The organism is Streptomyces brevispora, assembly GCF_007829885.1.
Classification (GTDB): domain Bacteria; phylum Actinomycetota; class Actinomycetes; order Streptomycetales; family Streptomycetaceae; genus Streptomyces; species Streptomyces brevispora.
Genome location: NZ_VIWW01000002.1, coordinates 555,866 through 581,266, shown reverse-complemented (window position 1 = coordinate 581,266; position 25,401 = coordinate 555,866). Strand labels below are relative to the sequence as shown.

25 protein-coding genes and 1 pseudogene are annotated in these 25,401 nt (G+C 72.0%); 18 read left to right on the top strand and 8 right to left on the bottom strand.

The annotated features are described in order from the left end of the window. Positions 1 to 173: 173 nt before the first annotated feature. The 4 genes from FHX80_RS32080 to FHX80_RS32070 form a co-directional block, all read right to left on the bottom strand. Positions 174 to 455 (bottom strand): hypothetical protein, encoded by a 282-nt coding sequence (locus tag FHX80_RS32080; protein ID WP_145767989.1) that lies wholly within the window; start codon positions 453 to 455, stop codon positions 174 to 176. A gap of 122 nt (positions 456 to 577) precedes the next feature. Further along, positions 578 to 718 carry a hypothetical protein gene (locus tag FHX80_RS34965; RefSeq protein ID WP_167523787.1) on the bottom strand — a complete coding sequence of 47 codons (141 nt, stop codon included), beginning with the start codon at positions 716 to 718 and terminating at the stop codon, positions 578 to 580. A 370-nt stretch (positions 719 to 1,088) separates the two neighbouring features. Continuing rightward, positions 1,089 to 1,394, bottom strand: a complete 306-nt coding sequence (locus tag FHX80_RS32075) for a hypothetical protein (protein WP_145767988.1) — start codon at positions 1,392 to 1,394, stop codon at positions 1,089 to 1,091. Then, on the bottom strand, positions 1,391 to 2,197 hold the full coding sequence (locus FHX80_RS32070) for a thioesterase II family protein (RefSeq protein WP_145767987.1): 807 nt from the start codon (positions 2,195 to 2,197) through the stop codon (positions 1,391 to 1,393). Before FHX80_RS32070 ends, FHX80_RS32075 begins: the two co-directional genes overlap by 4 nt. 198 nt (positions 2,198 to 2,395) lie before the next feature. Here FHX80_RS32070 and FHX80_RS34960 point away from each other — a divergent pair, with 198 nt between their 5' ends. Then, positions 2,396 to 2,536: a hypothetical protein gene (locus FHX80_RS34960; protein ID WP_167523786.1), complete on the top strand. Its 141-nt coding sequence runs from the start codon at positions 2,396 to 2,398 to the stop codon at positions 2,534 to 2,536. Between the two features lie 311 nt (positions 2,537 to 2,847). Here FHX80_RS34960 and FHX80_RS32065 read toward each other — a convergent pair whose 3' ends face one another. Continuing rightward, positions 2,848 to 3,732, bottom strand: a complete 885-nt coding sequence (locus FHX80_RS32065; protein WP_145767986.1) for an AfsR/SARP family transcriptional regulator — start codon at positions 3,730 to 3,732, stop codon at positions 2,848 to 2,850. 213 nt (positions 3,733 to 3,945) lie between these two features. Between FHX80_RS32065 and FHX80_RS36470 the strand changes: the two genes are divergently transcribed. The 17 genes and pseudogenes from FHX80_RS36470 (at position 3,946) to FHX80_RS31985 (ending at position 23,127) form a co-directional block, all read left to right on the top strand. Further along, positions 3,946 to 4,068: a hypothetical protein gene (locus tag FHX80_RS36470; protein ID WP_280118788.1), complete on the top strand. Its 123-nt coding sequence runs from the start codon at positions 3,946 to 3,948 to the stop codon at positions 4,066 to 4,068. Between the two features lie 17 nt (positions 4,069 to 4,085). Then, a complete protein-coding gene (locus tag FHX80_RS32060) occupies positions 4,086 to 6,302 on the top strand; it encodes a TOMM precursor leader peptide-binding protein (protein WP_145767985.1) in 2,217 nt (738 codons plus the stop codon). Positions 6,303 to 6,485: 183 nt separating this feature from the next. After that, entirely contained in the window at positions 6,486 to 8,552 is a 2,067-nt protein-coding gene (locus FHX80_RS32055; protein ID WP_167523785.1) for a sensor histidine kinase, read from the top strand. Between the two features lie 70 nt (positions 8,553 to 8,622). After that, on the top strand, positions 8,623 to 9,243 hold the full coding sequence (locus FHX80_RS32050) for a response regulator transcription factor (RefSeq protein WP_280118787.1): 621 nt from the start codon (positions 8,623 to 8,625) through the stop codon (positions 9,241 to 9,243). A 111-nt stretch (positions 9,244 to 9,354) separates the two neighbouring features. Continuing rightward, a complete protein-coding gene (locus tag FHX80_RS32045; protein WP_145767983.1) occupies positions 9,355 to 10,131 on the top strand; it encodes an alpha/beta hydrolase in 777 nt (258 codons plus the stop codon). Between the two features lie 62 nt (positions 10,132 to 10,193). Continuing rightward, positions 10,194 to 10,778, top strand: coding sequence for an adenylyl-sulfate kinase (gene cysC / locus FHX80_RS32040; RefSeq protein ID WP_375887254.1), 585 nt, complete (start codon positions 10,194 to 10,196; stop codon positions 10,776 to 10,778). 2 nt (positions 10,779 to 10,780) lie between these two features. Next, positions 10,781 to 11,719: a sulfate adenylyltransferase subunit CysD gene (cysD, locus tag FHX80_RS32035; RefSeq protein WP_244318752.1), complete on the top strand. Its 939-nt coding sequence runs from the start codon at positions 10,781 to 10,783 to the stop codon at positions 11,717 to 11,719. Between the two features lie 2 nt (positions 11,720 to 11,721). Beyond that, positions 11,722 to 13,095, top strand: coding sequence for a sulfate adenylyltransferase subunit 1 (locus tag FHX80_RS32030; RefSeq protein ID WP_145767981.1), 1,374 nt, complete (start codon positions 11,722 to 11,724; stop codon positions 13,093 to 13,095). Next, positions 13,092 to 14,228 (top strand): ABC transporter substrate-binding protein, encoded by a 1,137-nt coding sequence (locus FHX80_RS32025; RefSeq protein WP_145768155.1) that lies wholly within the window; start codon positions 13,092 to 13,094, stop codon positions 14,226 to 14,228. Before FHX80_RS32030 ends, FHX80_RS32025 begins: the two co-directional genes overlap by 4 nt. Before the next feature lie 91 nt (positions 14,229 to 14,319). Next, entirely contained in the window at positions 14,320 to 15,132 is an 813-nt protein-coding gene (locus FHX80_RS32020; RefSeq protein ID WP_208764842.1) for an ABC transporter ATP-binding protein, read from the top strand. Further along, positions 15,116 to 16,006, top strand: a complete 891-nt coding sequence (locus FHX80_RS32015; RefSeq protein WP_145767980.1) for an ABC transporter permease — start codon at positions 15,116 to 15,118, stop codon at positions 16,004 to 16,006. Before FHX80_RS32020 ends, FHX80_RS32015 begins: the two co-directional genes overlap by 17 nt. Before the next feature lie 168 nt (positions 16,007 to 16,174). Beyond that, complete coding sequence (locus FHX80_RS32010) at positions 16,175 to 16,399, top strand: hypothetical protein (protein WP_145767979.1); 225 nt, start codon at positions 16,175 to 16,177, stop codon at positions 16,397 to 16,399. A 32-nt stretch (positions 16,400 to 16,431) separates the two neighbouring features. Further along, a complete protein-coding gene (locus FHX80_RS32005; RefSeq protein ID WP_145767978.1) occupies positions 16,432 to 16,758 on the top strand; it encodes a TcmI family type II polyketide cyclase in 327 nt (108 codons plus the stop codon). Then, positions 16,755 to 18,026, top strand: coding sequence for a beta-ketoacyl-[acyl-carrier-protein] synthase family protein (locus FHX80_RS32000; RefSeq protein ID WP_145767977.1), 1,272 nt, complete (start codon positions 16,755 to 16,757; stop codon positions 18,024 to 18,026). The genes FHX80_RS32005 and FHX80_RS32000 overlap by 4 nt, the downstream gene beginning before the upstream one ends. Continuing rightward, positions 18,023 to 19,246, top strand: a complete 1,224-nt coding sequence (locus tag FHX80_RS31995; RefSeq protein ID WP_145767976.1) for a ketosynthase chain-length factor — start codon at positions 18,023 to 18,025, stop codon at positions 19,244 to 19,246. The genes FHX80_RS32000 and FHX80_RS31995 overlap by 4 nt, the downstream gene beginning before the upstream one ends. Positions 19,247 to 19,268: 22 nt before the next feature. After that, positions 19,269 to 21,070 (top strand): annotated as a pseudogene (locus tag FHX80_RS31990) (ABC transporter ATP-binding protein); the annotation flags it as partial. A gap of 125 nt (positions 21,071 to 21,195) precedes the next feature. Next, entirely contained in the window at positions 21,196 to 23,127 is a 1,932-nt protein-coding gene (locus FHX80_RS31985; RefSeq protein ID WP_145767974.1) for a multicopper oxidase family protein, read from the top strand. A gap of 69 nt (positions 23,128 to 23,196) precedes the next feature. On the opposite strand, the gene FHX80_RS31980 is transcribed toward FHX80_RS31985, so the two are convergent. The 3 genes from FHX80_RS31980 to FHX80_RS31970 form a co-directional block, all read right to left on the bottom strand. Then, positions 23,197 to 23,598: a GNAT family N-acetyltransferase gene (locus tag FHX80_RS31980; protein ID WP_145767973.1), complete on the bottom strand. Its 402-nt coding sequence runs from the start codon at positions 23,596 to 23,598 to the stop codon at positions 23,197 to 23,199. Next, complete coding sequence (gene purB, locus FHX80_RS31975; protein WP_145767972.1) at positions 23,582 to 24,853, bottom strand: adenylosuccinate lyase; 1,272 nt, start codon at positions 24,851 to 24,853, stop codon at positions 23,582 to 23,584. Before purB ends, FHX80_RS31980 begins: the two co-directional genes overlap by 17 nt. A 67-nt stretch (positions 24,854 to 24,920) precedes the next feature. Further along, a complete protein-coding gene (locus FHX80_RS31970; RefSeq protein ID WP_145767971.1) occupies positions 24,921 to 25,184 on the bottom strand; it encodes a hypothetical protein in 264 nt (87 codons plus the stop codon). Positions 25,185 to 25,401: the final 217 nt, after the last annotated feature.

Here is a 25,401-nt window from a genome sequence, read left to right as displayed (position 1 = left end):
GGCCGGTCCGGGCGGAGCCGGCCGGGCTCCGCTTCTCGCCTCCCGCGAACTCGCCGATCGCGGCGCTGTCGGCTGCCGCACCCGGCCCGTGGCTTCGCGGGCCTTGGTCTGTGGGGTGGTGCGGGGGGGCGGAGGTTCAGCGCAGCGCGGCGGTGGTGTGGGTCCGGAGACGGTCATGGGTGACGGAGCCGGTCTCCCGTCGGGCGCGGCCGCGGGGCGGGGGCGGCTTGGTCGTCAAGCGGGAAGTGGACGGTGTTCCCGCCGTTGAGCAGGTCGGATGAGTGGCCGGTGGTCGCGTAGCAGGCGTGGTCGCCGACGCCGGACGGGGTGTGTCCGCCGGGCAGTCCGTCCGGCTCCGATTCGTCCTCGCTGCTGGTGTCGGTGGCGGGGTACGCGCGGTTCCGGAGGGCGGGGAAGCCCTCGCCGTGCGTGGGGACATGGAGTCGGTGGCGCATGTGGTGGGGGGCGGGCTGATGGCCGTGTCCCGGGTCCCGGACGGCCGTGGAGGAGGCCGGATCCGGCAGGAAGGCGAGGTGGCCGGCGAACGTCTTGGCCGGCGGGGCCCGGAGGACATCGGTCAGTCGATGCCGCGGACGATGGTGAAGAACTCCGCATCGTCCTCGTGGTCCGCACCGGCCAGCCGCAGCGGCGGGGCCGTCCCGACCGGCACCGTCCCGGCAACGGGTATCTCGGTCTCGCGGAACTCCTGGTCGGACATGGGCGACTCCTTCGCGGTGTGTCGCCCCACGGTGTCAAGATCCGCTCGGGCCCGGCTCGACGGCAGATCGTCCGCCGATCGAAGGAGGCAGCCGGCGGCCGGCCTGCGGGCCGCGGCGGGGTTCCGCTCGGTGATCCGGGATGGCGGGTCGCCCCGAGGCAGGCCCGGAAGAATTCGTCGGGGAGACATGTACACGCTCCAGGCGTCGAGCGGTCGCGGGCCACTACGGCCGCGGGCGAGCCCGGCGCGGAGTGGTCGTACAGGTGGTCGGCCGCCTCGGCGTGGTCCACGGCTCCGGTCGTCCCGAGGTCGCTGAGCAGTGCGTGCTGGGTGGCCAGGCCTGCGGCGCAGCCGGTGGTGCAGCGCGGGCTCACGCCGGTGTGCAGCGGGTCGCCGGTCGTGAAGGGGCGTCGGCCGGACTGTTGTCGGCCGTCGTCCCGTGTGCGCTGACCAGGGTGAACGGTGCGGTCCTGTCGCGGCCTTCGGTGTCGGTGAGGCTGAACCCGTGGGCCGTGGGGCCGGCGTCGGCGGCCGGCTGCGGGTGGTGGCCGGAGGTGTCCAGGACGGTGCCGGCGCGTGCCGCCGTGCGCCCGGAGGTGGGCAGCGCCCGGAAGTCGCTGGCGCCGAGGGCAGCGGGGTCACCGTGCCCGGGGGCGGTGACGGTGTCCTGTCTCACCGCGCGCCGTCGGCGGTACGGGTCCCGGCCGGCCCGGCGGCCGGCGTGCGGGACATGTGTGCTCGGCATGCCTCGCCGATCAGGGCGGGCAGCGTGTCGTCCCCCGCGAAGAAGTGGTTTCCGGTCAGGGTGCGCACGGTGGTGGGCCCGGTGGTCCACTGCCGCCATTCCTGGAGCGCGGTCGGGGCGGCCAGCGGGTCGTCGCTGCCGGCGAAGACGAGCAGGGGGATGTTCACGGGTCCTCCGGTGGCAGGGTCCAGGGCCGCCCGCCGCAGGGCTTTGGCCAGCCGCAGGTCGTCGCGCAGCACGGGCAGGACGGAGCGGTGCCACAGTCCCCCGGGGTCTGCGGCCCCCTTCGGCAGCGAGCCGAGGTCGCCCAGGAGCGGGAGCAGTTGCTCGTCGGGGGCCTCTGCCGCGCTCATCAGGGCGGCCGTGGCGTGCGGCGGCAGGCAGGCGCCGACCGCGAGGAACAGGGGTGGCGGCGCGCCCTCGTCGGCGAGTGCCCGGGTCAGGGTGTAGGCGACGAGCGCGCCCAGGCTGTGCCCGTACAGCGCGTACGGGCCGGAGCGCGCTGTCTCGAGGAGTGGTCCGAGCAGGTCGCCGAGGAGTCCGGTGCGGTCGGTGACGCGTGGTTCGCGCCGTCGGCTGTCCCGGCCGGGCAGCGGCAGGGCCGCCACGTCGACCGCGGGGCCGGCCGCCGCCGGCCAGCGGCGGTAGCTGGAGGTGCCCGCGCCTGCGTGGGCGAGGCAGTGGAGCCGTGTCCGCTGCTCCACCACCTCGTCGACCGCCGTCGGGGAAGTCATCCGTCGCCCTCCTCCGGGAAGCTGTGCCGGGAAGCTGTGCCGGTGTGTGAGGTCTGCGGCGCCCCGGCCGCGGCCCGGGTGCCGCCGTCGTGGCTGGAGCGGGACCCAGTTCGTGCCGGGTTCGGGGCGGTGGCCGGCCGGCGGTGCGGAGGAGGTGTCCGGTGCTGCCTCGGTGGCTCCGGCACGGTGCGGGCGACGATGGGCTGCGAGCCCGCCGTGGTCAACGGCGGGCCGGCGCCGGCCGCCGGCCCGGAGGGCGAGCTCGAAGGCGTCATGGCCCTGCGTGTCGAGGACGGTCTCGTCACGGGCCTCTGCTGCGTACGCTGCTCCGGAAGCTGACCCGGTCGCCGCCGGGAGGTTCCTTGCCGTGTGCCGGGCGCGAGTTCCGGGCCCGGTGCCGAAGGACGGGCCCGGCCATGACCGGGCCGGACGGCCACGGCCGGGCGGCGCGGCGGTGGGTTCCCGGGTACCGCGGCCGCCCTCCAGGCCTTCGTGCTGTTCTTCCGGGCGGCGACCGCCGGGATGCTGCCGGCGTCCTCGCACGGCCGCTGTTGCTCGCTCCAAGTCCCCCCGGGCGTCATGGGGTTCGGCCTCGGCACGCTGTCCTGGGCGGAGCGCTCGTCTCTGCTCGCAGGGCTGCTGGTGCGGCCTCAGGAGACCCGTGCGAGACGGTGCGCCGCGAACTCCTCCGGGGACCAGGAAACGGTCCAGACGTCCAGGTCCGGGTCGCCGGAGAGGATCGCCGACTGGAGGTTCTGAAGGCGGGGGCAGGGCTCGACGCCCAGCTCGTGGTTGAGGACGGACCTGAGCCGGTGGAAGGCCTCCAGGGAGCGGCCGACGCGGCCCGCCCGGTAGAGGGCGATCATCAGGAACGCGCAGAGGTTCTCGTTCATCGTGTTCCGGGCGACCACCCGGGTCAGTTCGCCGAGCAGGCCGGCGTGGCGGCCGAGGGCGAGGTCGGACTCGATGCGCCGCTCCAGGGCGCCGAGCCGGCTCTCCTCCAGGGAGACGGCCTCGATCTCCAGGACGCTGCCCTTGCGGACGTCCACGAGTGCGGGGCCGCGCCAGAGCTGGAGGGCCTGGCGCAGTTCCTCGGAGGCGCGGCGGTGGTCGCCGGCCTCGGAGGCGGCGCGCCCGGCCCGTACCCGGTTCTCGAAGACGGAGACGTCCGTTGTACAGGCGTCCCCTTCCAGGAGGTAGCCGCCGTGGCGGGTGCGCAGGATCTGCCGCACGCCGGGGCGGTCGGCATCGGCGGCCGCCAGCGCGTTGCGCAGCTGGAGGACGTAGGTCTGCAAGGTGGTGGCGTGGCTGCGCGGGGGGCGGTCTGCCCACAGCTCCTCGATCAGCGCGGGCACGGTGACGATCCGGCCCGCGTTGAGCGCGAGCAGGGCGAGTACCTGGCGCTGTTTGGGGGCGCTTGCCGTCACCGGAGTTTCGTCGAGATGCAGGGACAGTGAGCCGAGCAGTCTGACGCTCAGCTGTCCGGGCTGCTGCCCGACGTTGACGGGGTCGTATCTCTTGGGGCCTTCGGACATTTCCGTTCCTCCAGGCATCGCACCTATCGATCTCGGTGTCCAGCATGCCGAGAGAGGCGGAACTTGCCCACTGAGCTGCACATCTCTCCGATGTGAAGAATTCACGCGGCGAAGGTGAATCGGTGCATGGCGGCCCGGACGGCCCAAGTTGGAGAGTTGGGCCACACCGCGGCACCGAGAGCCGCGGCACCGGACGAGAGAGGCGATGTAGCCATGCAGATCACCCCGAGAGCCGACGACCTGACCATCGAGAACCTGGACGGCACCACCGGAGCTGTCGACGATCCCACTGGATGGTGCGCCATCCTCACTCCGGCCGCGGTCGCGGCTCAGTAGAGCCCGGACCCCGCGCCATGCGTGTGGACACACGGCCGATCGGGTTCCGGCGTCATCTGCGGGCCGAGATCGTCCCGGGCGAGGCCGTCTACCTCGTCTCGCCCCGGGGAACGACCGCTCTTTGCGGCAACGCCATCCAGAAGGTGGCCCCGCTGCTCGACGGGTCGCTGACCCTGCCCGAGCTGCGCAAGGCCTCGGAGTTCCCCGCGGAGCAACTGGACGGCATGCTCGACCGGCTCACCGCTGCGGGTCTGGTCGGATTTCATACGGGTCCCCAGGACGCCGCGGCCGGCGCGTACTGGGATCTGGCGGGGGTCGGCGGTCCGACGGGCGGCGAGGTGTCCGTCGTGGCGCTCGGCGGTGCCGACGCGGCGGCGGCCGAGCGTGCCTGCCGTGCGGCAGGGCTGACCTGCGGCCCGGACGCGCCTTTCACTCTGGTCGTGTGCGACGACTATCTGGACCCGGCGCTGGCCGAGTTCAACGCGGTGCGGCTCGCGGACGGCCGGCCCTGGCTGCCGGCGAAGCCGTGCGGGTCGCAGCTGTGGGTGGGTCCGGTGTTCCGGCCGGGTACGGCGGGCGCCTGCTGGTCCTGTCTGGCGGTGCGGCTGCGCTCCCACCGGCGCGGTGAGTCGCATGTGCGGCGTGCACTGGGGCTCGCGGTCCCGGTGCGGGTGCCGGAGGCGTCACTGGCGGCGACCCGGGAGCTGGGGCTGCAGACGGCGGCCCTGGAGGCGGCCAAGTGGCTGGCGGGGCTGCGCGAGGAGCGCCAGGGCGCGCTGTGGACGCTGGACACGCTGACGCTCACGGCCGGTCATCATCCGGTGGCGGCGCGGCCGCAGTGCCCGGACTGCGGGGACGCGGGGATGGTCGCGGAGCGGACGCGACGGCCGGTGGTGCCGGTGTCCCGGCCGAAGGGTGTGATGGGAGGGAACGGTCACCGGGCGCTCTCGGCGGAGCGGATGTGGGAGCGGTTCGGGCGGCTGGCCGATCCGGTCACCGGGATCACCGAGCGGGTCGTGCGCGACCCGCAGAGCCCTTCGTTCCTGCACTGCTACCGGTCGGGGCCGAATCTGGCGCTGCCGGAGGGTGACCTGTCCGCGCTCCGCGCGGGGCTGCGGATGCGCAGCGGCGGCAAGGGGCGGACGGATGTGGAGGCGCGGGTCAGTGCGCTGTGCGAGGCGGTCGAGCGGTACAGCGCGACGCGCTTCGGCGACGAGGAAACCGTGCGCGGAAGTTACCGCGAACTGGCGGGCCGGGCCGTGCACCCGGGTGACTGCATGCTGTTCGACGAGCGGCAGTACGCGGATCGCGAGCGGTGGAACGCCTCGGGCATCCCCTTCGAGTACGTGCCGGAGCGGTTCGACGAGGAGGCGGAGATCGAGTGGACGCCGATGTGGTCGCTCACCGGTAAGGAGCAGCGGCTGTTGCCCGCGGCGCAGGTGTACTTCGGTGGTCGCCCGGTGGCCTCGATCGTGGCCGACTCGAACGGCAACGCTGCGGGCGGCTCCGTGGAGGACGCGATTGTCCAGGGGTTCCTGGAGCTGGTGGAGCGGGACGCGGTGGCGTTGTGGTGGTACAACCGCACCCGACACGCGGCGGTGGATCTGACGGCGTTCGGTGATCCGTGGGTGGCGGCGCTGCCCGAGCGCTTTCGTGAGCTGGGCCGTTCGATCTGGGTCCTGGACCTCACGCCCGATCTGGGGATCCCGGTGATGGCGGCGGTGTCGCGCCGGACCGGGGGGCCGGCGGAGGACATCATGCTGGGGTTCGGGGCGCACCTGGATCCGGCGGTCGCGCTGAGCCGGGCGGTCACGGAGCTGGGGCAGATGCTGCCCTCGCTGCCGTCGGGGACGCGGGGGTACGCGCCGGGGCTTCCGCCTCATCTGCTCGCCTGGCTGCGTGGGGCGACGGTCGCGGACCAGTCGTATCTGCTGCCCGATCCGGGGCTGCCGGCGCGGACGCCGGAATCGTATGGGTATGTGCCGCGTGCCGATCTCGGGGAGGATCTGGAGCATCTGGTCGGTGTGGCCCGGAGCAATGGTCTGGAGGTGCTGGTCCTGGACCAGACGCGGCCTGATCTGGGGTTGCCGGTGGTGAAGGTGGTGGTGCCGGGGCTGCGGCACTTCTGGGCGAGGTTCGCGCCCGGGCGGCTGTTCGAGGTGCCGGTGCGGCTCGGGAGGCTTTCCGCGCCGACGCGTCACGAGGATCTGAACCCGATACCGCTCTTTCTCTGACTTCCGCGCAAATCAGCTGAATTGACGATCCTTCCCGGCCAACGCGTCCGAAAAAATTGGGAATTACACCCATGACAACGGGATACCTCGTCTGTAAAATCGCCCGCGGTACTCAGGGGGGACGCCCGGGCGCTCGCCTGTGTTTCTCGGTCACCGCAGGTTATGACTAGGAGGCACGCCCCGATGCTTGAGGCACCCCCGGACGACAGACGGGGCAACGAGCCCGGTCCCCAGGCCCCGCGTATGGCCCTGCTCGTCACCCTGGGCGTGCTCGGCGGTCACACGCTCGTGACCGTCCTGAACGTCCTCGGGGAGGAGCCCGGAGCCGCGCGGCTCGCGCTGCTGGCGGTCAGTCTGGCGGCTCTGCTACCGCTGCAGTTCGCCTGCTCGACCCGGCGCCCGCACACCTGGCCCGTACGCGTCCGGGTCCTCACGCTCTGTGCGCAGGCCGTGGTCACCTACGTGCCGCTGGCCTGGCTGGGCATGCCCTGGGGTGCGATGACCGGGCTGCTCGGCGGATCGGTTCTCCTCGTCGTACCCGGCCGGCTCCGCTGGCCGCTCTTCGCGCTCGTCACGGGTGCCATCGTGCCGATCGTCGTCACGCTCGCGGGGGCGGGCGTCACGCTCTACAGCCTCGGTGTCACGCTTCTGTTCAGTCTCATCATCTACGGGGTGAGTTCGCTCTCCGGTCTGGTCGCCGAGCTCCGCGAGACCCGGCGCGAACTCGCCGGGATGGCCGTCATACAGGAACGGCTGCGGGTCGCGAGCGACCTCCACGACCTCCTCAGCTACAGCCTCTCGGCGATCGTCCTGAAGAGTGAACTCGGCCACCGGCTGATCCCGTCGGCGCCCGGCCGCGCCCGCTCCGAGGTCGCCGCGGTGCTCGGCATCGCCGGCGAGGCCCTGGCCGACGTGACCCTGGTCGCGACCGGCTACTGCGACATGTCGCTCGCCGCCGAGGCCGAGTCCGCCCGCTCCGTCCTGGCCGACGCCGGGATCGAGACCGTCACCGAACTGGACTGCGGCCCGCTGCCGAAAGAGCTGGACACCGTCCTGGCCATCGTGCTGCGCGAGGCCGTCACCAACGCGCTCCGGCACAGCAAGGCCGAGCACTGCGCGATCGCCGCCGTCCGCGAGGGCGGGACGGTGACGCTGCGCATCCGCAACGACGGAGTCCGGGAGACCGGCCCGGACACCGTCGGCGGGGGCGGCAGCGGCCTCGGCAACCTGGCGACCCGGGTGCGGGACGTCGGCGGCGACCTCGCCGGACGGCCCACGGACGACGGCTGGTTCGAGGTCCTCGCCCACGCGCCGGTGAAGCCGGTGAGGGGCCCGGAGGCCGGCGAGGACACCGACGGGGCCGGGGACCGGACGAACGGGGCCGGCGCCGGCGCCGAGGAGCACGAGCCCGTCGCCCTGCACTGGGCGGTCCGGATGGCCCGGGGCATGCTCATCGCCGTCCTCGTCGGCTACGTCCTCATCGTCCTCATCAATGCCGCCGGCGGCGCGGCGTCCGGTCTCGAACTGCTCGGCTTCCTCGGCTGCTTCGCCGTCGTCGTCGCGCTCCAGTTCCTCCACTCGCTGCGCCGCCCGCGCACCTGGCCGGCCCGTACCCGCGCGCTCACCCTCGTGCTCCAGGCCCTCGCCACGTACGCGCCGCTCCTCTGGCTCGGTGCCCCCTGGGGCTCGATGGCCGGGTTCTTCGCCGGCTCGCTCCTCATCACCACCGCCGGCACCCTGCGGCTCTGGCTGTACGGAGCGGCGGTCGGTGTCGTCGCGCCCCTGGCGGTCATGGCCGGGGTTTCTGTGTACGACGTCGTCTACTTGACGGATTCCTCGCTCGTCGCGGGACTCGTCCTCTACGGGTTCACGGTGCTGTACCGGCTGGTGATCGCTCTTCACGAGGCCCGTGGCGCGCTCGCCCGACTGGCCGTCGACCGGGAGCGGCTGCTCGTGGAACGCGAGCTCCACGAGGTGCTCGGGTCCAGCCTTTCCACGATCACCATGAAGTGCGCGCTCGTCCACCGGTTGCTGCCTGGTGCCCCGGGGCCCGCCCAGGACGAGCTGACCACCGTGCTCGATCTCTCCCGCCAGTCCCTCGCGGACGTACGGCTCGTGGCGCGCGGATACCGTGCCCGGCCCGGCGCGCAGGAGACGCCGGAACATCGACGGTCCCATGATGCGGACCCCGGTGCTTCCCTGTCGGAGGAACGACCCTTCACACTGCAACATGAGGACGCTGCCATCTGATATTTGATGGGCATCCGGAACATTGGATGCCCATTTCTCATTGGCGGAAGCCAAAAAAAAGGGGGACAACGTGGGGAATCGGCGACTCAGAATTCTCCTGGCCGAGGACATGCACATGGTGCGGGGGGCGCTGGTCGCGCTGCTCGAACTGGAACCGGACCTGGAAGTCGTCGCCGTGGTGGACAGGGGGGACCTGATCGTCCCCGCCGCCCTGAGCTGTCGGCCCGATGTGGCGATCATGGATGTCGATCTGCCCGGGATGGACGGTCTCACCGCGGCCGAGACGTTGCACGACAAGCTGCCGGAGTGCCGCACGCTGATCATGACCGGGCTCGGGCGTCCCGGTCTACTGCGTCGCGCGATGTCCGCGAAGGTGTCGGGGTTCCTGCTGAAGGACTCCCCTGCCGAAGCTCTCGCGCAGGCGGTCCGGGAGGTCGCGGCAGGCCGGCGTGTGATCAACCCTCAGTTAGTGATGAGTGCCTGGGACATCGGTGAGAACCCGCTGTCCGAACGCGAGACCGAGGTGCTGCGCATGGCCGCGCAGGGGGACGAGCCACGGGAGATCGCGGTGAAACTGCACTTGTCTCTCGGCACGGTGCGCAACTACCTGACGACCACGGTGATGAAGCTCAACGCGCGCAATCGGATCGATGCCGTCCGGATCGCCACCGAGGCCGGCTGGCTCTCCTGACCAGCGCGGGAACACCCGCGACCAGTCCTCGACCGGCCGTCCACCAGCGCGCTCCAGAATGCCGACATTCAGTGAGGTGAGAGCACCTCCGTGCGGCGTGAGGAGTGCGTGATGCGCAAGGTCGTTTCCCGGGACGGCACGACGATCGCCTACGAGAAGTCGGGGGACGGCCCTGCGATCGTGCTGCTGAACGGCGCGTTCCGTGATCACACGATCTTCGACGCCCTCGTCCCCGAGCTGGCGCCGCACTGCACCACGTACGTGTACGACCGGCGCGGGCGCGGCGAGAGCGGCGACGCGCCCGAGTACGCCGTCGAGCGCGAAATCGAGGACCTCGCCGCGGTGATCGGGGCCGCCGGTGGCGAGGCCGTGGTGTTCGCCGGTTCCACGGGCGCCAATCTGGCGATCGAGGCGGCGCTCGCCGGCCTGCCGATCACCAAGCTGGCGCTGCACGAGCCGTTCTACCGGGTCGACGGCTTCCCGAAGCCCCCGTGGAACGTGGCGAAGACGACGCGCGTGCTGCTCTCGGAGGACCGGCGCCACGAGGCCGTCGAGTACTTCCTCGGCTCCTTCCTGGGCCTCACGCCCGACAACGTCGCCGAGTGGCGCCGCGGCCCGATCTGGGCGATCAACGAGACGAACGCCCACACCCTGCTGTACGACATCGCCATCTGCGGCGACCACGAGGTGCCGGTCGAGCGGCTCGCCGCGTACGGGACGGAGAGTCTGGTCCTCAACAGCAGCGGGACGAGCGAGTGGCTGCGCGCCGCCGCGCGGGCCACCGCCGACGCCCTCCCGAACGGGCGCGGTCTCGAACTGCCGGGCTCCTGGCACCGGATCGACATGGATGTCCTCGGCCGCACCCTCGCCGAGTTCGCCACCGCCTGAGCGGAGCGACCCCACCGAAGCCGACTCACGTGCAGGAGAGCATCACCGTGACCACTGCTCCCATCCTCGCCGCCGTGGGCGCCCCGGCCCCCACCCCGGCGGACCTCCTCCGGCCGCGCGGCGCCACCGTGTGGCTGACCGGGCTGCCCAGTGCGGGGAAGACCACTCTCGCCCGCGCCCTCGCCGGGCGGCTGCGCGCCGAGGGGCACCCGGTCGAGGTGCTCGACGGTGACGAGGTCCGCGCCCATCTGTCGGCGGGGCTCGGGTTCAGCCGGGAGGACCGGCACACCAACGTGACCCGGATCGGTTTCGTGGCGGAGCGGCTCGCCGCGCACGGCGTCACCGTCCTCGCGCCGGTCATCGCCCCGTACGCCGCCTCGCGAGCCGCCGTGCGGGAGCGCCACGCCGGGCGCGGCACGGCGTTCCTCGAGGTCCATGTGGCCACGCCCGTCGAGGTCTGCTCGGCGCGCGACGTGAAGGGCCTGTACGCGCGGCAGGCTGCCGGGGAGATCACCGGTCTGACCGGTGTGGACGACCCGTACGAGATCCCGGCCGACCCCGAGCTGCGCATCAGGACCCGGGGCCGGTCCGTGGCCGAGTGCACGGCCGAGCTGCACGCGTTCCTGACCGGGAGGGGCCTGCTGTGAGCGTGCCGACCGGGACCCGCGGCCCGATCGAGGCTCCGGGGAACCCCTACGCGCTGTCGCACCTGGACGCTCTGGAATCGGAGTCCGTCCACATCTTCCGCGAGGTGGCGGGCGAGTTCGAGCGGCCGGTGATCCTCTTCTCCGGCGGCAAGGACTCGATCGTCATGCTGCATCTGGCGCTGAAGGCCTTCGCGCCCGCGCCGGTGCCCTTCGCGCTGCTGCACGTGGACACCGGGCACAACTTCCCCGAGGTCATCGCCTACCGGGACCGGGTCGTGGCCCGGCACGGGCTGCGGCTGCACGTCGCCTCCGTAGCGGAGTTCATCGACGCGGGACGGCTGCGCGAGCGCCCGGACGGCACCCGCAACCCGCTCCAGACGGTGCCGCTGCTCGACGCCATCGAGACCCGGCGCTTCGACGCGGTCTTCGGCGGTGGCCGCCGCGACGAGGAGAAGGCCCGCGCGAAGGAGCGCGTCTTCTCGCTGCGTGACGAGTTCGGCGCCTGGGACCCGCGCCGGCAGCGCCCCGAGCTGTGGGCCCTCTACAACGGCCGGCACTCCCCCGGCGAGCACGTGCGGGTGTTCCCGCTCTCCAACTGGACAGAGCTGGACATCTGGCAGTACATCCAGCGCGAGGGCATCGAGCTCCCGCAGATCTACTACGCCCACGAGCGCGAGGTGTTCGCACGCGACGGCATGTGGCTGACGGCCGGGCACTGGGGCGGCCCGAAGGAGTCCGAGACCGTGGAGAAGCGGCTCGTCCGCTACCGCACGGTCGGTGACATGTCCTGCACCGGCGCCGTCGACTCCGCCGCCGCCACCGACGCGGACATCATCACCGAGATCTCCGCCTCCCGGCTCACCGAGCGCGGGGCCACCCGCGCCGACGACAAGCTGTCCGAGGCCGCCATGGAGGACCGCAAACGCGAAGGGTACTTCTAGCCATGACCACCGCACAGGAAGCCACCGCCACGCAGCACGACACGGCACCCCAGCACGCGGCACCCGGGCCGGGCTCCGCCGCCTCGCTGCTGCGCCTGGCCACCGCGGGCTCCGTCGACGACGGCAAGTCCACCCTGGTCGGGCGGCTCCTCCACGACTCCAAGTCGGTCCTCGCCGACCAGCTGGAGGCCGTCGAGCACGCCTCCCGCAACCGCGGCCAGGGCACCCTGGACCTCGCCCTCCTCACGGACGGGCTGCGGGCCGAGCGCGAGCAGGGCATCACCATCGACGTCGCGTACCGCTACTTCGCCACGCCCCGCCGCCGGTTCATCCTCGCCGACACCCCGGGCCATGTGCAGTACACCCGGAACATGGTCACCGGCGCCTCGACGGCCGATCTCGCGGTCGTCCTCGTCGACGCCCGCAACGGCGTCGTCGAGCAGACCCGCCGCCATCTCGCCGTCGCCGCCCTGCTCCGGGTCCCGCACGTGGTCCTGGCCGTGAACAAGATGGACCTGGCCGGCTACGCGGAGCCCGTCTTCGCCGCCATCGCCGAGGAGTTCACGGCGTACGCCACCGAGCTCGGTGTCCGGGACGTCGTGGCGGTCCCGCTCTCCGCGCTCGCCGGGGACAACGTCGTCGAGCCCTCCGCGCACATGAACTGGTACGGCGGCCCGACACTGCTCGAACACCTGGAGACCGTCCCGGTCGGCAGCGACCCGAGCGGCGAACCGGCCCGGTTCCCCGTCCAGTACGTGATCCGGCCGCAGACCGCCGAACACCCCGACTACCGCGGCTACGCGGGCCAGTTGGCCTCCGGTGTGCTGGCCGTCGGGGACCCGGTGACCGTGCTGCCCTCCGGCCGCACCACCACCGTCGCCGGGATCGACGCCTTCGGGGAGCCGGTCGGCCTCGCCCGGGCCCCGCAGTCGGTCGCCGTGCGGCTCGCCGACGACATCGACGTCTCGCGCGGCGACCTGATCGCCGCCGGTCCGGCGCCCGTGCCGACGCGGGACGTGGAGGCCGGGCTCTGCCACCTCGACGAGCGTGCGCTGCGCGTCGGCGCCAAGGTGCTGCTCAAGCACACCACCCGGACCGTGCGCGCCGTGGTCCGCGAGCTGACGTACCAGATCGACATCGGCACGCTCGAACAGCGGCGCGGTGTGCGGGAGTTGCACATCAACGACATCGGCCGGGTGGTGCTGCGCACGGCGGAGCCGCTGGCCCTGGACGCGTACGCCGACAACCGCGGGACCGGGTCCTTCCTGCTGATCGACCCCGCCGACGGTACGACGCTCGCGGCCGGCATGACGGGCGAGCCCTTCGGCTCCGCCCGCACCGCCGGGCCGGCGGCGGACGACGAGCCGTGGGTCTGACGGCCCCGCGCCGCGCGCCCGGCGGACCGGCCCGGCGGGCGGCTCTGCGGGGCGGGGCTGCGCTGGCCGCCACCGGTCTCCTCGCCTCCTGCGGCTACGGCTCCCGGGCCGCCGACCGGGCCGGTGGCGACCCGGCGGCCCTCACCGCGGGTACGGGCCCGCGGCTCTCCGCCGGCACCGTACGTGTCGGCCACTTCGCGAACCTGACGCACGGCACCGCGCTCGTCGGACTGCGCCGGGGCCTGTTCCAGAAGGAGCTGGGCGGCACCCGGCTCAGGACGCAGGTCTTCGGTGCCGGTCCCACCGCGGTCGAGGCCCTCAGCACCGGGGCCCTCGACCTCGCCTGGATCGGCCCCTCCCCCGCGGTCAACAGCTGGGTACGGTCGGGCGGTACGTCTTTGCGGATCGTCGCCGGCGCGGCCTCCGGCGGCGTCCGGTTCGTGGTGAACCCGGCGCGGATCAGGACCGCCGCGGACCTCCGGGGTGCCAGGATCGCCTCTCCCCAGCTCGGCAACACCCAGGACGTCGCCCTCCTCACGTATCTCGCGGAGCAGGGGTACGCGGTGGACCCCGCCACCGGCGCCGGCGAGGTCTCCGTCGTCCGCACGGACAGCAAGGTCCTCCCGGGCGCCTACCGTTCGGGATCCGTCGACGGCGCCTGGGTGCCCGAGCCGGCCGCCGCCCAGATGGTCTCGCTCGGCGCGAAGGTCCTCCTCGACGAGCGGTCCCGCTGGCCCGGCGGCGCGTTCGTCATCACCCACCTCGTCGTCGCGCAGCCCTTCCTGGCCGCGCATCCGGATGTCGTCGAGGCCATGCTGCGGGGCTCGGTGGCCGCCAACGCGGCCATCGCCGCGGCCCCGGAGCAAGCGCGGGCCGACGCCGCCGCCGGTGCCGAACGGCTCACCGGCGGCCGGCTCGAACCCGCCGTCCTGGACCGGGCCTGGCGCGGCATCGACTTCCTCGACGATCCGCTGGCCGCCACCCTGCGCACCCAGGCCGGCCACGCGGTCGCCGCGGGTCTCCTGAAGGAGGCCGACCTCAGCGGTGTCTACGACCTGCGCCCGCTGAACCGGGTCCTCGCGGCGGCCGGGCGGCCCCCCGTGCCGGACGCCGGACTCGGTGTCGTCCCCTGACGCCGTACGGCCGCACCCCGCCGCCGCACCTCGAACGCCGTACGGCCGCACCCCGTCCGTCCTGCCCGACCACTCCCTCAGGAGGCTGCCCGTGACCACGGCACTGACCCCCCAGAAGGACACCCGCCGTGCCGGGGCCGCCGCCCCGGCGCCGCCCCCCGCCGTGCGGCTCGCGCGGGTCTCCAAGGCCTTCGGGCGCCCCGGCGCGGGAGCGCCCGTGCTCGACGGCATCGACCTGGACGTCGCCCCGGGCGAGTTCGTCACGCTGGTCGGCGCCTCGGGCTGCGGCAAGTCCACGCTGCTGAACCTGGTGGCGGGGCTCGACATGCCCGACTCCGGGACCATCGAGGTGCCCGGGCCCCGGCCGGCCCTGATGTTCCAGGACCACGCGCTGTTCCCGTGGCTGACCGCCGGCGGCAACGTCGAGCTGGCGCTGCGCCTGGCCGGGGTGCCGCGCGAGCGGCGCCGGGCCGAGGCCGAGCGGCTCCTCGGCCTGGTCCGGCTCGGCGGCGCCCACGGCAAGCGGGTGCACGAGCTGTCCGGCGGCATGCGCCAGCGCGTCGCCCTGGCCCGCGCCCTCGCCCAGGGCGCGGGCGTGCTCCTGATGGACGAGCCGTTCGCGGCGCTGGACGCCATCACCCGGGACGTCCTGCACGACGAGCTGACCCGGATCTGGGCCGAGCGCGGGCTCACCGTCCTGTTCGTCACGCACAACGTGAGCGAGGCCGTCCGGCTCGGCGGGCGCGTCGTGCTCCTGTCGTCGCGGCCCGGCCGGATCGCCCGCGAGTGGAGCGTCGACCTGCCGCAGCCGCGCCGCGCCGAATCCGCTGGTGTCACGGCGCTGTCCTGCGAGATCACCGAGCACCTGCGTGGGGAGATCCGCCGCCATGTCGTCCAGCACTGAACTGCGCCCGCGCGCCGACGAGTCCGCCGGGGTCGGGGCCGGGCTCGACGCGCTGGAGACCGTGCCCACGGAGCGCGTCCCGCTCGGCCGGGTGCTGCGGCAGAAGGCACTGCCGCCGCTCCTCGGCGTCGCCCTGGTGCTCGGCGCCTGGCAGCTCGCCCACAGCCTGCGCCTGACGGCCCCCGACAAGCTGCCGGCGCCGGCCGACGTGTGGGTCGCGCTCACCGACCTCTGGTACGAGGGCACACTGTTCTCGATCATCTGGACCAGCCTGTGGCGCGGGGGCTCGGGCTTCCTGCTCGCCGTCGCGATCGGCACCCCGGTCGGTCTGCTCGTGGCCCGGGTCCGTCCGGTCCGGGCCGCCGTCGGCCCCCTCCTCACCGGGCTCCAGTCACTGCCGTCGGTCGCCTGGGTGCCGGCCACCGTGATCTGGCTCGGTATCGACGACTCGGCGATGTACGCGGTGATCCTGCTCGGCGCGGTGCCGTCGATCGCCAACGGGCTGATCTCCGGGATCGACCAGGTTCCGCCGCTCTTCCTGCGGGCCGGCCGGACGCTCGGCGCGACCGGGCCGCGCGGCGCCCGGTATGTCCTGCTGCCGGCCGCCCTGCCCGGCTACCTGGCCGGGCTCAAGCAGGGCTGGGCGTTCTCCTGGCGCTCCCTGATGGCCGCCGAGCTGATCACTTCCTCACCCGAACTCGGGCTCGGCCTCGGGCGCTATCTGGAGAACCAGCGGGAGTTCTCCGACATGCCCGGCGTGCTCCTCGGGATCGTGCTGATCCTCGTCGTCGGTGTCGCCGTCGACCTGCTGTGCTTCGGCCCGCTGGAGCGCCGGGTGCTGCGGTCCCGGGGGCTGCTCGCCGCCGCGCGCTGACCGCGTCGGCGCCCACCCCCCGGGGGCGGTTCTCGGTACCACCGGAGCCGCCCCTTTCCCGTGCCCCCGAATCCCGCCAATTCCCGCACGCTCCAGCGGAGTTCGACAGGCCCCCGACCCCGGCTCGAGAGAGGCCGCCCAAGGTGGGCACTGGGTGGTTCCCGGCGAATGGAGATCGACATGGGCTCAAGGCTCAGGTCCGCCATGCGATCCATGTGGACGCAATTCGGCAAGGGCCTGATGTGGATGGGTTTTGCGTGGAACGGAATGTATCCGCCTCTGGAATGGCAGGACTTCCGGCCCCCGCTTCGCCCTGCCGACCAGCCCTGTCTGCCGCCGTTGTCGGAAGAGGAGCTCGCCACATGGTCGGTACTGGTCAAGAAACTGCGGTAGAGGCGCAGCACACCCCCCGAGGAGGCGGTCGAATGCACAGCAATCTGATAGTGGCCCGAATGGACTCCCGCTCGAGTGACGAGGTGGCGCGGCTCTTCGGCGCTTTCGACGAGACCGAGATGCCGCACCGCATGGGAACGCGGCGGCGTCAGCTGTTCATGTTCAACGGTCTGTATTTCCATCTTCAGGACTTCGACGGCGAGAACGGCGGAGAGCTGATCGAGGAGGCGAAGACCGATCCGCGGTTCGTGCGGATCAGCCAGGACCTGAAGCCGTTCATCGAGGCCTTCGACCCGGCGACCTGGCGCTCCCCCGCGGACGCGATGGCGAAGCGTTTCTACGGCTGGGAGTCCCGGTGACCGGCAGGCGTGTGGTGATCACCGGGGTCGGCGTGGCCGCCCCGGGCGGGATCGGGACCAAGAACTTCTGGAGCCTGCTGAGCGAGGGCCGGACGGCGACGCGGGGGATCACCTTCTTCGATCCTGCGCCGTTCCGCTCCCGTGTCGCGGCCGAGATCGACTTCGACCCGGAGGAGCACGGGCTCGGCCAGCAGGAGATCCGGCGCACCGACAGGGCGGCGCAGTTCGCGCTGGTCACGGCGCGCGAGGCGATGGCGGACAGCGGGCTCGACGTGGGTGCGCACGCGCCGCACCGGATCGGTGTGGCGGTCGGCAGCGCGGTCGGCGCGACGATGGGGCTCGACGAGGAGTACCGGGTCGTCAGCGACGGCGGCCGGCTGGACCTGGTCGACCACGAGTACGCCGTCCCGCACCTCTACAACTACTTCGTGCCCAGTTCGTTCGCGGCCGAGGTGGCCTGGGCGGTCGGCGCCGAGGGGCCCTCGACGGTGGTCTCCACCGGCTGTACGTCGGGCATCGACTCGGTCGGTTATGCGGCCGAGTTGATCCGCGACGGCTCCGCCGATGTGATGGTCACCGGTGCCTCGGACGCGCCGATCTCGCCGATCACGGTGGCGTGCTTCGACGCGATCAAGGCGACGACCTCGCGCAACGACGACGCCGAGCACGCCTCCCGGCCCTTCGACCTGACCCGCAACGGGTTCGTCCTCGGCGAGGGTGCGGCGATGTTCGTCCTGGAGGAGCTGGAGTCGGCCCGCCGGCGCGGCGCCCACATCTATGCCGAGATCGCCGGTTACGCCAGCCGCTGCAACGCCTTCCACATGACCGGGCTGCGCCCCGACGGGCGGGAGATGGCCGAGGCCATCCGCTCCGCGCTGGACGAGGCGAGGCTCGCCCCGGAGGCCGTGGACTACATCAACGCCCACGGCTCGGGCACCAAGCAGAACGACCGGCACGAGACCAGCGCCTTCAAGCGCAGCCTCGGCGAGCACGCCTACCGGACTCCCGTGAGCTCGATCAAGTCGATGGTCGGCCACTCGCTCGGCGCGATCGGCTCGATCGAGATCGCCGCGTCCGTCCTGGCCATGGAGAACAACGTGGTGCCCCCTACCGCGAACCTGCACACGCCCGACCCCGAGTGCGATCTCGACTACGTGCCGCTGACCGCGCGCGACTGGCGCACGGACGCGGTGCTGACGGCCGGCAGCGGATTCGGCGGATTCCAGAGCGCGATGGTTCTCGCCCGACCGGACAGGACAGTGGCATGAGCTCGACCAAGGTCGTGGTGACCGGCATCGGTGTCGTGTCGCCCAACGGTTTCGGCGTGAGGGAGTACTGGGAGGCGACGCGCGCGTCGAAGAGCGGCATCGGCCGTATCGAGCGCTTCAACCCGGAGCAGTACCCCTCGAAGCTCGCCGGTGAGATCGACGGCTTCGTCGTCAAGGAGCACCTGCCGAGCCGGCTCGTGCCGCAGACGGACCGTATGACGCAGCTCGCGCTCGTCGGCGCCGAGCACGCCCTGGCGGACGCCGGGGTGAGCGTGGAGGAGGCCGACGAGTACGGCATGGGCGTGATGACCGCCAGTTCCTCGGGCGGCTTCGAGTTCGGCCAGGAGCAGTTGCGGAACCTGTGGAGCAAGGGCAGTCAGTACGTCTCCGCGTACCAGTCCTTCGCCTGGTTCTACGCGGTGAACACCGGCCAGATCTCCATCCGGCACGGGCTGCGCGGCCCCAGCGGTGTGGTCGTCAGCGACCAGGCCGGCGGTCTGGACGCGCTGGCGCACGCGCGCCGTCTGGTCCGTAAGGGCAGCGATCTGATCCTGTCGGGTGGCGTCGACGCGGCGATCTGCCCGTGGGGCTGGGTGGCCCAGCTGACTACCGGGAGGATGAGCACGCAGGAGCGGCCCGACCGCGCCTATCTGCCCTTCGATGCGGCTGCCTGCGGGTATGTGCCAGGCGAGGGCGGTGCGCTGCTGATCCTGGAGGACGCCGAGGCGGCCCGCCGGCGTGGGGTGAGCGAGGTGTACGGGGAGATCTGCGGTTACGGATCGACCTTCGACCCGGCTCCGGACAGCGGCCGTGGGCCGACGCTGCAGAAGGCGATCGAGATCGCGCTCGCGGACGCGGGTCTGGAGGCCGGCGACATCGACGTGGTCTTCGCGGACGCGTCCGGTGTGCCGGAGCTCGACCGGATCGAGGCGACGGCGCTCACCGAGGTCTTCGGGCCGCGGGGAGTTGCGGTCACCGTGCCGAAGACGATGACGGGCCGGCTGGGTTCGGGCGCGGCGCCGCTGGACGTCGCGACCGCGCTGCTCGCCATGCGCCACGGGGTGATCCCGCCGACGGCGAACGTCACGCTCTCGCCCGACTACGACCTCGACCTGGTCACCGCGGTCCGGGAGACCCCGGTGTCCACGGCGCTCGTCCTCGCCCGTGGCCACGGCGGCTTCAACTCCGCCGTCGTCCTGCGCTCCGTCGACTGGAACTGACCGAGTCGACTGGAACTGACCGAAGAGAAGGAGACCAGGGTGGGCACCACCGGGCCGGCAAGCGATCGTCCCCCCGTAGAGAAGCGTCGCATCGTCAGGCTGTTCCGCCCGTACCGCAGGAGTCTGCTGTTCGTGGTGCTCCTGGTCGCGGGCTCGTCCCTGGTCTCCCTCGTGAACCCGTTCCTGATCCGGGAGATCATGGACACGGCGCTGCCGCAGGGGCGGACGGGGCTGTTGTCGGTGCTCGCGCTCGGCATGATCGTGGTGTCGGTCGCGACGAGTTCGTTCAATGTGTGGCAGACCCATGCGTCGGCGAAGGTCGGCCAGTCGGTCATGCACGATCTGCGGACGGCCGTCTACTCGCACCTCCAGCGGATGTCGCTGGCGTTCTTCACCCGGACGCGGACGGGCGAGGTGCAGTCGCGCATCGCCCATGACATCGGCGGGATGCAGGTCACGGTGACGACGACCACGACCGCGCTGGTGGCGGATGTGACGACCGTCGTCGCGACGACGTCGGCGATGGTGCTGATCGACTGGCGGCTCACGCTGGCCTCGCTGCTGATGCTGCCGGGGTTCGTGTGGGTGAGCCGGCACGTCGGGGACGAGCGCCGGGTCATCGTCCGGGACCGGCAGAAACAGTTCGCCGAGCTGTCGGCGAACGTGCAGGAGTCGTTGTCGGTCAGCGGGATCATGCTGGGCCACACGATGGGCCGGTCGCGTTCGCTCACGGACACATTCGCGGAGCAGTCGCGCAGGCTGACCGCGATCGAGGTGCGGGCGACCACGGCGGGGCTCTGGTACCAGTCGACGATCTGGGTCGTCATGGCGTCGATGCCCGCGGTCATCTACTGGGTGGCGGGGCTGACGGCGAGTGGCGGGCAGATGGCCGTCTCGATCGGCTCGCTCGTCGCCTTCACCACGCTTCAGCAGGCCCTGTTCCGTCCGGCGCAGCGGCTCCTGACGATCGGGATCGACATCCAGAGCTCGCTGGAGCTGTTCGCCCGCATCTTCGAGTACCTGGACCTGCCGGTGGACGTCGCCGAGCCGGAGCACCCGGTGGAGCCGGGGGTGGTGCGCGGCGAGGTGTGTCTGCGCGGGGTGGGCTTCGTGTACGCGGGGGCGGAGCGGCCCACGCTGGACGGGGTGGATGTGAGGGTGCCGGCCGGGCGGAGTCTGGCGATCGTCGGGGGGACCGGTTCGGGCAAGACGACGCTGAGCTATCTGATCCCGCGTCTGTACGACCCGACGTCGGGTGTCGTGACGATCGATGGGGTCGATGTGCGGGACCTGTCCTTCGGGACGCTGGCGGCGACGGTGGGCGTGGTTTCCCAGGAGACGTACCTGTTCCATGCCTCGGTCGCGGAGAACCTGCGCTTCGCGAAGCCGGAGGCGACGGACGAGGAGCTGGTGGCGGCGGCGCGGATCGCGCACATCCACGACTATCTGATGTCGTTGCCCGAGGGGTACGACACGGTGGTCGGTGAGCGCGGCTACCGGTTCTCGGGCGGGGAGAAGCAGCGGCTCGCGATCGCCCGCGCGATCCTGCGGGATCCGCCGGTCCTGGTTCTCGACGAGGCGACGAGTGCGCTGGACACGCGGACGGAGAAGGCCGTGCAGGCGGCCGTGGACGCGGCGAGCGCGGGCCGGACCACGATCACGGTGGCGCACCGGCTCTCGACGATCCGGGACGCGGACGAGATCGTGGTCCTGGAGCGGGGCCAGGTCGTGGAGCGGGGCACGCACGAGGAGTTGCTCGCCCTGGGCGGGCACTATGCGACGCTCGTGAACCGGGACGCGCAGGAGCTGGCCGCCGCCGCCTGATCCCTTGCCGTTCCCTGTTTCCGTACGACGGCGCCGCCGGTGCTCCGGCCGGCGGTGCCGTCGCTTCCGTTTCGGTGGAGCGGAAGTCGAGCGTCCTGTGACCGGGCGTCCCTACCGTCGGCCGCATGGAACCTACATTTGTCAACAATTCGGACGGGTTGGGGCTCGATCGCCGCGCCCTTCTCCGCGCCGGTACGGTCACCGGCATCGGGCTAGCCGCCGCGGCCGTCCCGCTCCTGGGCAGATCGGCCGCCCTGGCCGCGCCCGGCGGCCCCGAGCCCTCGGCGCCCGGGCTGGGGCTCACCAAGTTCAAGGATCCGCTGCGGATACCGCCCGTGCTCCGGCCCCGCGGCCGGGGCGGCCACGACGAGCTGACCGTGCGTCTGGTCACCGCCGACGTCACGCTGCACTCGGAGCTGCCGCCGGTGCCGATGTGGACGTACGAGGGTGTCTACCCGGGTCCGACGATCGCCGCGACCGCCGGCCGGCCGCTCCGGATCACCTGGGAGAACCGGCTGACCGGGAACATCCCCGTCAAGGCCGTCGACTTCGACCAGCCCCAGGGCTCCTCCCCCGACCCGCTCTCCAACTACCCCGGCACGGAGGGCTGCCAGGAGGTGGCGGGCGTCGCCGGTCTGCCGCCCTGGGTCGCGGTGCATCTGCACGGCATGCTCGCCGGCGGCGGGAACGACGGCTGGATGGAGAACCTGATCGGCCCCGGGGACGTCCAGCTCAGCGCGTACCCGAACGACCAGGCCTCGACGACGCTGTGGTACCACGACCACACCCACCACGTGAGCCGCTTCAGCGTCTACGCCGGGCTCGTCGGCCTTTTCACCTCGCGCACCGAGGAGGAGCCCGCGCTCGGCCTGCCCGGGGGCGGCCAGGACGTGCCGCTCGTCCTGAGCGACCGGAACTTCGACACGGATGCCTCCGGCGCGCTGGCCGGCGGCTCGGTGCACAAGGTGGGGATGATCGGCGCGCAGCGGCTGATGCGCGCGCACGCCGCCCCGTTCACGCTGGTCAACGGGGTGGTCTGGCCGTATCTGGAGGTGAAGCCGCGCTGGTACCGCTTCCGGATCGTCAACGCCGCCAACTCCCGCATGTACCGGCTGATGCTGCTCGCGGACGGGGTGCCTGTGGCGGGCGGGCTGCGGGTGATCGGCACCGATCAGGGGCTGCTGGACCGGCCGGTCCCGGTGGACGGTGCGCTGAACCTCTCCCCCGGCGAACGGGCCGAGGTCCTGGTCGACTTCACCGCCTTCCGCGGCCGGACCCTGAAGCTGGTCAACACCTTCCAGGGGATCACGCCCGGCGCCCCGGACCGGAAGAACGACCTCCTGGAACCCGATGTGATGCAGTTCCGTGTCGCCGACCGCCGGCCGGACACCGCCTACGCCCCGCCGGTCGTCCTGTCGACCTCGTTCAAGCGGGTCGGGCACGCGGACCTGCCGCACGAGCAGGCGCCGCGCTGGGTCCTCATCTGCGGGCCCGGCTCCTCGAACGTGCCCGAGATGTGGGAGATGGAGGAGGTCGACCCGGCCGGTCTCACCTTCCCGACGACCGGTGTCGTGCAGGTCCGGGATGCCGGGGGGACACTGCGGACGCTGCGCAGGACGTCGTACGCGTACGACGAGGGGCGCACGTTCACCATCGCGCACGGCAGCGTGGAGATCTGGAACTACCTCAATCTCACCGGCGTCCCGCACCCCATGCACATGCATCTGGGTCACTTCCAGGTGCTCGCGCGCGAGCATTACGACGTGACCGGCTTCGACCGGGTGACCCGGGGCACGAGCCGGCCGGTGACCTTCAAGGGGGCGGCCGCCCTCGACGCGCACGAGACGGGCGAGAAGGACGTCATCCGGGTGGGGACCGCCGGGGACATCGTCCCCGGACCCGACGGCACCCCGGGCGAACTGGTCAGCGTCGCCGTCCGGTTCCCGGTCGTCGGCCGGGGCGTCCACCACTGCCACATGCTGGAGCACGAGCAGCACATGATGCGCCCGCTGGTGGTGAGCCCGGCCGCGCATCTGCACGCCGGCGGCCACCACTGACCGGGCGGCGGAGACACGAAGTGCCCGCGCCGCCGGGGGACGGACGGCGCGGGCACTCGCGGCTTCCGCTCAGGGGTTGAGGACCCAGGCGGAGTTGTGGGCGGCGAAGCCGATGTGCGGGTAGTACGCGGCCGCGGCCGGCGCCGACAGCAGCACGATCTTGGCCTGCGGCGCCTCCTTGCGGGTGGCGTCGATCAGCTCGCGGCCGATGCCGGAGCGCTGGTGGGCGCGGACCACGGCGATGTCGGAGAGGTAGGTGACGTAGGCGAAGTCCGAGACGCTGCGGGCGATGCCGACGAGCTCGCCGTCGGCCCGGGCCGTGACGACCAGGTTGGCGTTGCGGACCATCGCGGCCATGCGCTCGGTGTCGTCGACGGGCCGGCGCTCGCCGAGGCCGGACTCCCGGTAGACCCTCAGTACCTCGTCGAGGTTGAGGTCGGGGCCGTTCTCCCGCTCAATGGTCCAGCTCACGAAGGCGCTCCAATCGCTTGTAGATGACGTCATGGTGTACCAGGAAACGATCGGGCCCCAGCGGATCGGTCCGTACGCCCTCGGTCCTGAGCAGCGTGAAGAAGTCCTCCCCGTTCGCGGCGTCCTGGATCATCCGGTAGGTCCGCTCGCGCTCGTGCCCGCTCTCCAGCAGGTCGGCGAGGACCGCCGAGCTGTAGGCGAGCCCGCCCGTGTGGTCGATCGCGGCGCGCATCCGGTCGGGGTGCACGTCGAGGTCCCGGATGAGCTCGGTGGCCGAGGTCACCTGGTAGTGGGCGACCGTGAAGGCGTCCGGCAGGACGATCCGTTCGACGGAGGAGTGGGAGAGGTCTCGCTCGTGCCAGAGCGCCACGTTCTCCAGCATCGTTCCCGCGTAGCCGCGCAGCAGCCGGGCGAGGCCGGTGAGCCGCTCGCTGGTCGTCGGGTTCCGCTTGTGCGGCATGGCGCTCGACCCCTGGTACGCGGCCGTGCGGGGTTCCTCGACCTCGCGGACCTCGCTGCGGGAGAGCAGCCGGACCTCGAGGGCGATCTGCTCGACGCAGGCGCCGAGCGTGGCGATCGCCTGCACGAGCTGGGCGTGCCGGTCGCGGGCCACGACCTGGCTCGGCGCCGGCTCCGCGCCCAGGCCGAGGGTCTCGCAGACGTGCTTCTCGACGAAGGGGTCGATCAGCGCGTACGTGCCGACGGAGCCGGAGATCGTGCCGACGGCGACCTGCTCGCGGGCCTCCTCCAGCCTCCGTACCGAGCGGTCGATCGCGAAGGCGAACCCGGCCAGTTTGTGGCCGAAGGTGGTGGGTTCGGCGTGCATGCCGTGGGTGCGGCCGATGCACACCGTGTCCCAGTGCGCGACGGCCTTCTCGACCAGCGCCGTGCGCAGCCGGCGCGCGGCGCCGGCCAGCAGGTCGCAGGCGCGGGCGAGGGTGTGCCCGAGAGCGGTGTCCACGAGGTCGTAGCTCGTCATGCCGAGGTGCACCCAGCGGGCGGAGTCCTCCGGCATGTCCTCGCAGAAGGCCGCGAGGAAGGAGAGGATCTCGTGGTCGCGCTCACGCTCCAGCTCCGCGACGCGCGCCGCCGCCGGCACCCGGGCGCTCCGGATGTCCGTGAGGGCGGCCTCGGGAACCCTGCCGAGCAGCACCTGCGCCTCGGAGGCCAGGACCTCCACCTCGGCCCAGGTGGTGTAGCGGGCCTGGTCGGACCAGAGTTCCGCCATCTCGGGCAGTGAGTATCGGGCTATCACAGGCGTCCTACCTCCTCGGGCGTGGGCCGTCGGCACCCTGCCGGGCGCGACGGCACGGCAGCGGTTCTCAGGCGGCCTTGCGGACGATCTCCACGGAACCGCCGTCCAGCAGGGTCCTGATGCCGGTGTCGCCGCCGACGATGTCCATGTCCATGTCGTTCAGACGGCCGAGGACCTCCTGGACGACCTTGTCGGTCTGCGTCTGCGCGGTGCCCTCCCAGACGAGGTCGGGGAAGACGGTCAGGTGCACTTTGTCGTTGCCCTGCGTGAAGATGTTGACTTCCATGATGTCCCGGAGAGCCATACGGGCGTTGTAGATGAGGTTATTCATAAGAGCCACCGTCTTTCAATGTCCGCTGTGTGCTGAGGACTTGTTTTCGCCGCACGACATGTTGCCACGGCGGGCGGGCCGGTGAACCGGATGCGATGTTCAATGCGTTCAACTGCGTGGAATGCTCATTCGAACACGGCCCTGCGAATTCGCGGTGTTTGACAGAAAAACTGCGCGCTGTGGAATATCGAAGCTGTTCTCGTATACGTCAGGCCGC

Excerpts from the sequence above, each read along its gene's own strand:
- FHX80_RS32080 (WP_145767989.1), bottom strand. The coding sequence starts at position 455 with ATGCGCCACCGACTCCATGTCCCCACGCACGGCGAGGGCTTCCCCGCC.
- FHX80_RS34965 (WP_167523787.1), bottom strand. The coding sequence starts at position 718 with ATGTCCGACCAGGAGTTCCGCGAGACCGAGATACCCGTTGCCGGGACG.
- FHX80_RS32070 (WP_145767987.1), bottom strand. The coding sequence starts at position 2,197 with ATGACTTCCCCGACGGCGGTCGACGAGGTGGTGGAGCAGCGGACACGG.
- FHX80_RS34960 (WP_167523786.1), top strand. The coding sequence starts at position 2,396 with ATGGGCTGCGAGCCCGCCGTGGTCAACGGCGGGCCGGCGCCGGCCGCC.
- FHX80_RS32065 (WP_145767986.1), bottom strand. The coding sequence starts at position 3,732 with ATGTCCGAAGGCCCCAAGAGATACGACCCCGTCAACGTCGGGCAGCAG.
- FHX80_RS36470 (WP_280118788.1), top strand. The coding sequence starts at position 3,946 with ATGCAGATCACCCCGAGAGCCGACGACCTGACCATCGAGAACCTGGAC.
- FHX80_RS32060 (WP_145767985.1), top strand. The coding sequence starts at position 4,086 with ATGCGTGTGGACACACGGCCGATCGGGTTCCGGCGTCATCTGCGGGCC.
- FHX80_RS32055 (WP_167523785.1), top strand. The coding sequence starts at position 6,486 with ATGCTTGAGGCACCCCCGGACGACAGACGGGGCAACGAGCCCGGTCCC.
- FHX80_RS32045 (WP_145767983.1), top strand. The coding sequence starts at position 9,355 with ATGCGCAAGGTCGTTTCCCGGGACGGCACGACGATCGCCTACGAGAAG.
- FHX80_RS32030 (WP_145767981.1), top strand. The coding sequence starts at position 11,722 with ATGACCACCGCACAGGAAGCCACCGCCACGCAGCACGACACGGCACCC.
- FHX80_RS32015 (WP_145767980.1), top strand. The coding sequence starts at position 15,116 with ATGTCGTCCAGCACTGAACTGCGCCCGCGCGCCGACGAGTCCGCCGGG.
- FHX80_RS32010 (WP_145767979.1), top strand. The coding sequence starts at position 16,175 with ATGGAGATCGACATGGGCTCAAGGCTCAGGTCCGCCATGCGATCCATG.
- FHX80_RS32005 (WP_145767978.1), top strand. The coding sequence starts at position 16,432 with ATGCACAGCAATCTGATAGTGGCCCGAATGGACTCCCGCTCGAGTGAC.
- FHX80_RS31995 (WP_145767976.1), top strand. The coding sequence starts at position 18,023 with ATGAGCTCGACCAAGGTCGTGGTGACCGGCATCGGTGTCGTGTCGCCC.
- FHX80_RS31985 (WP_145767974.1), top strand. The coding sequence starts at position 21,196 with ATGGAACCTACATTTGTCAACAATTCGGACGGGTTGGGGCTCGATCGC.
- FHX80_RS31970 (WP_145767971.1), bottom strand. The coding sequence starts at position 25,184 with ATGAATAACCTCATCTACAACGCCCGTATGGCTCTCCGGGACATCATG.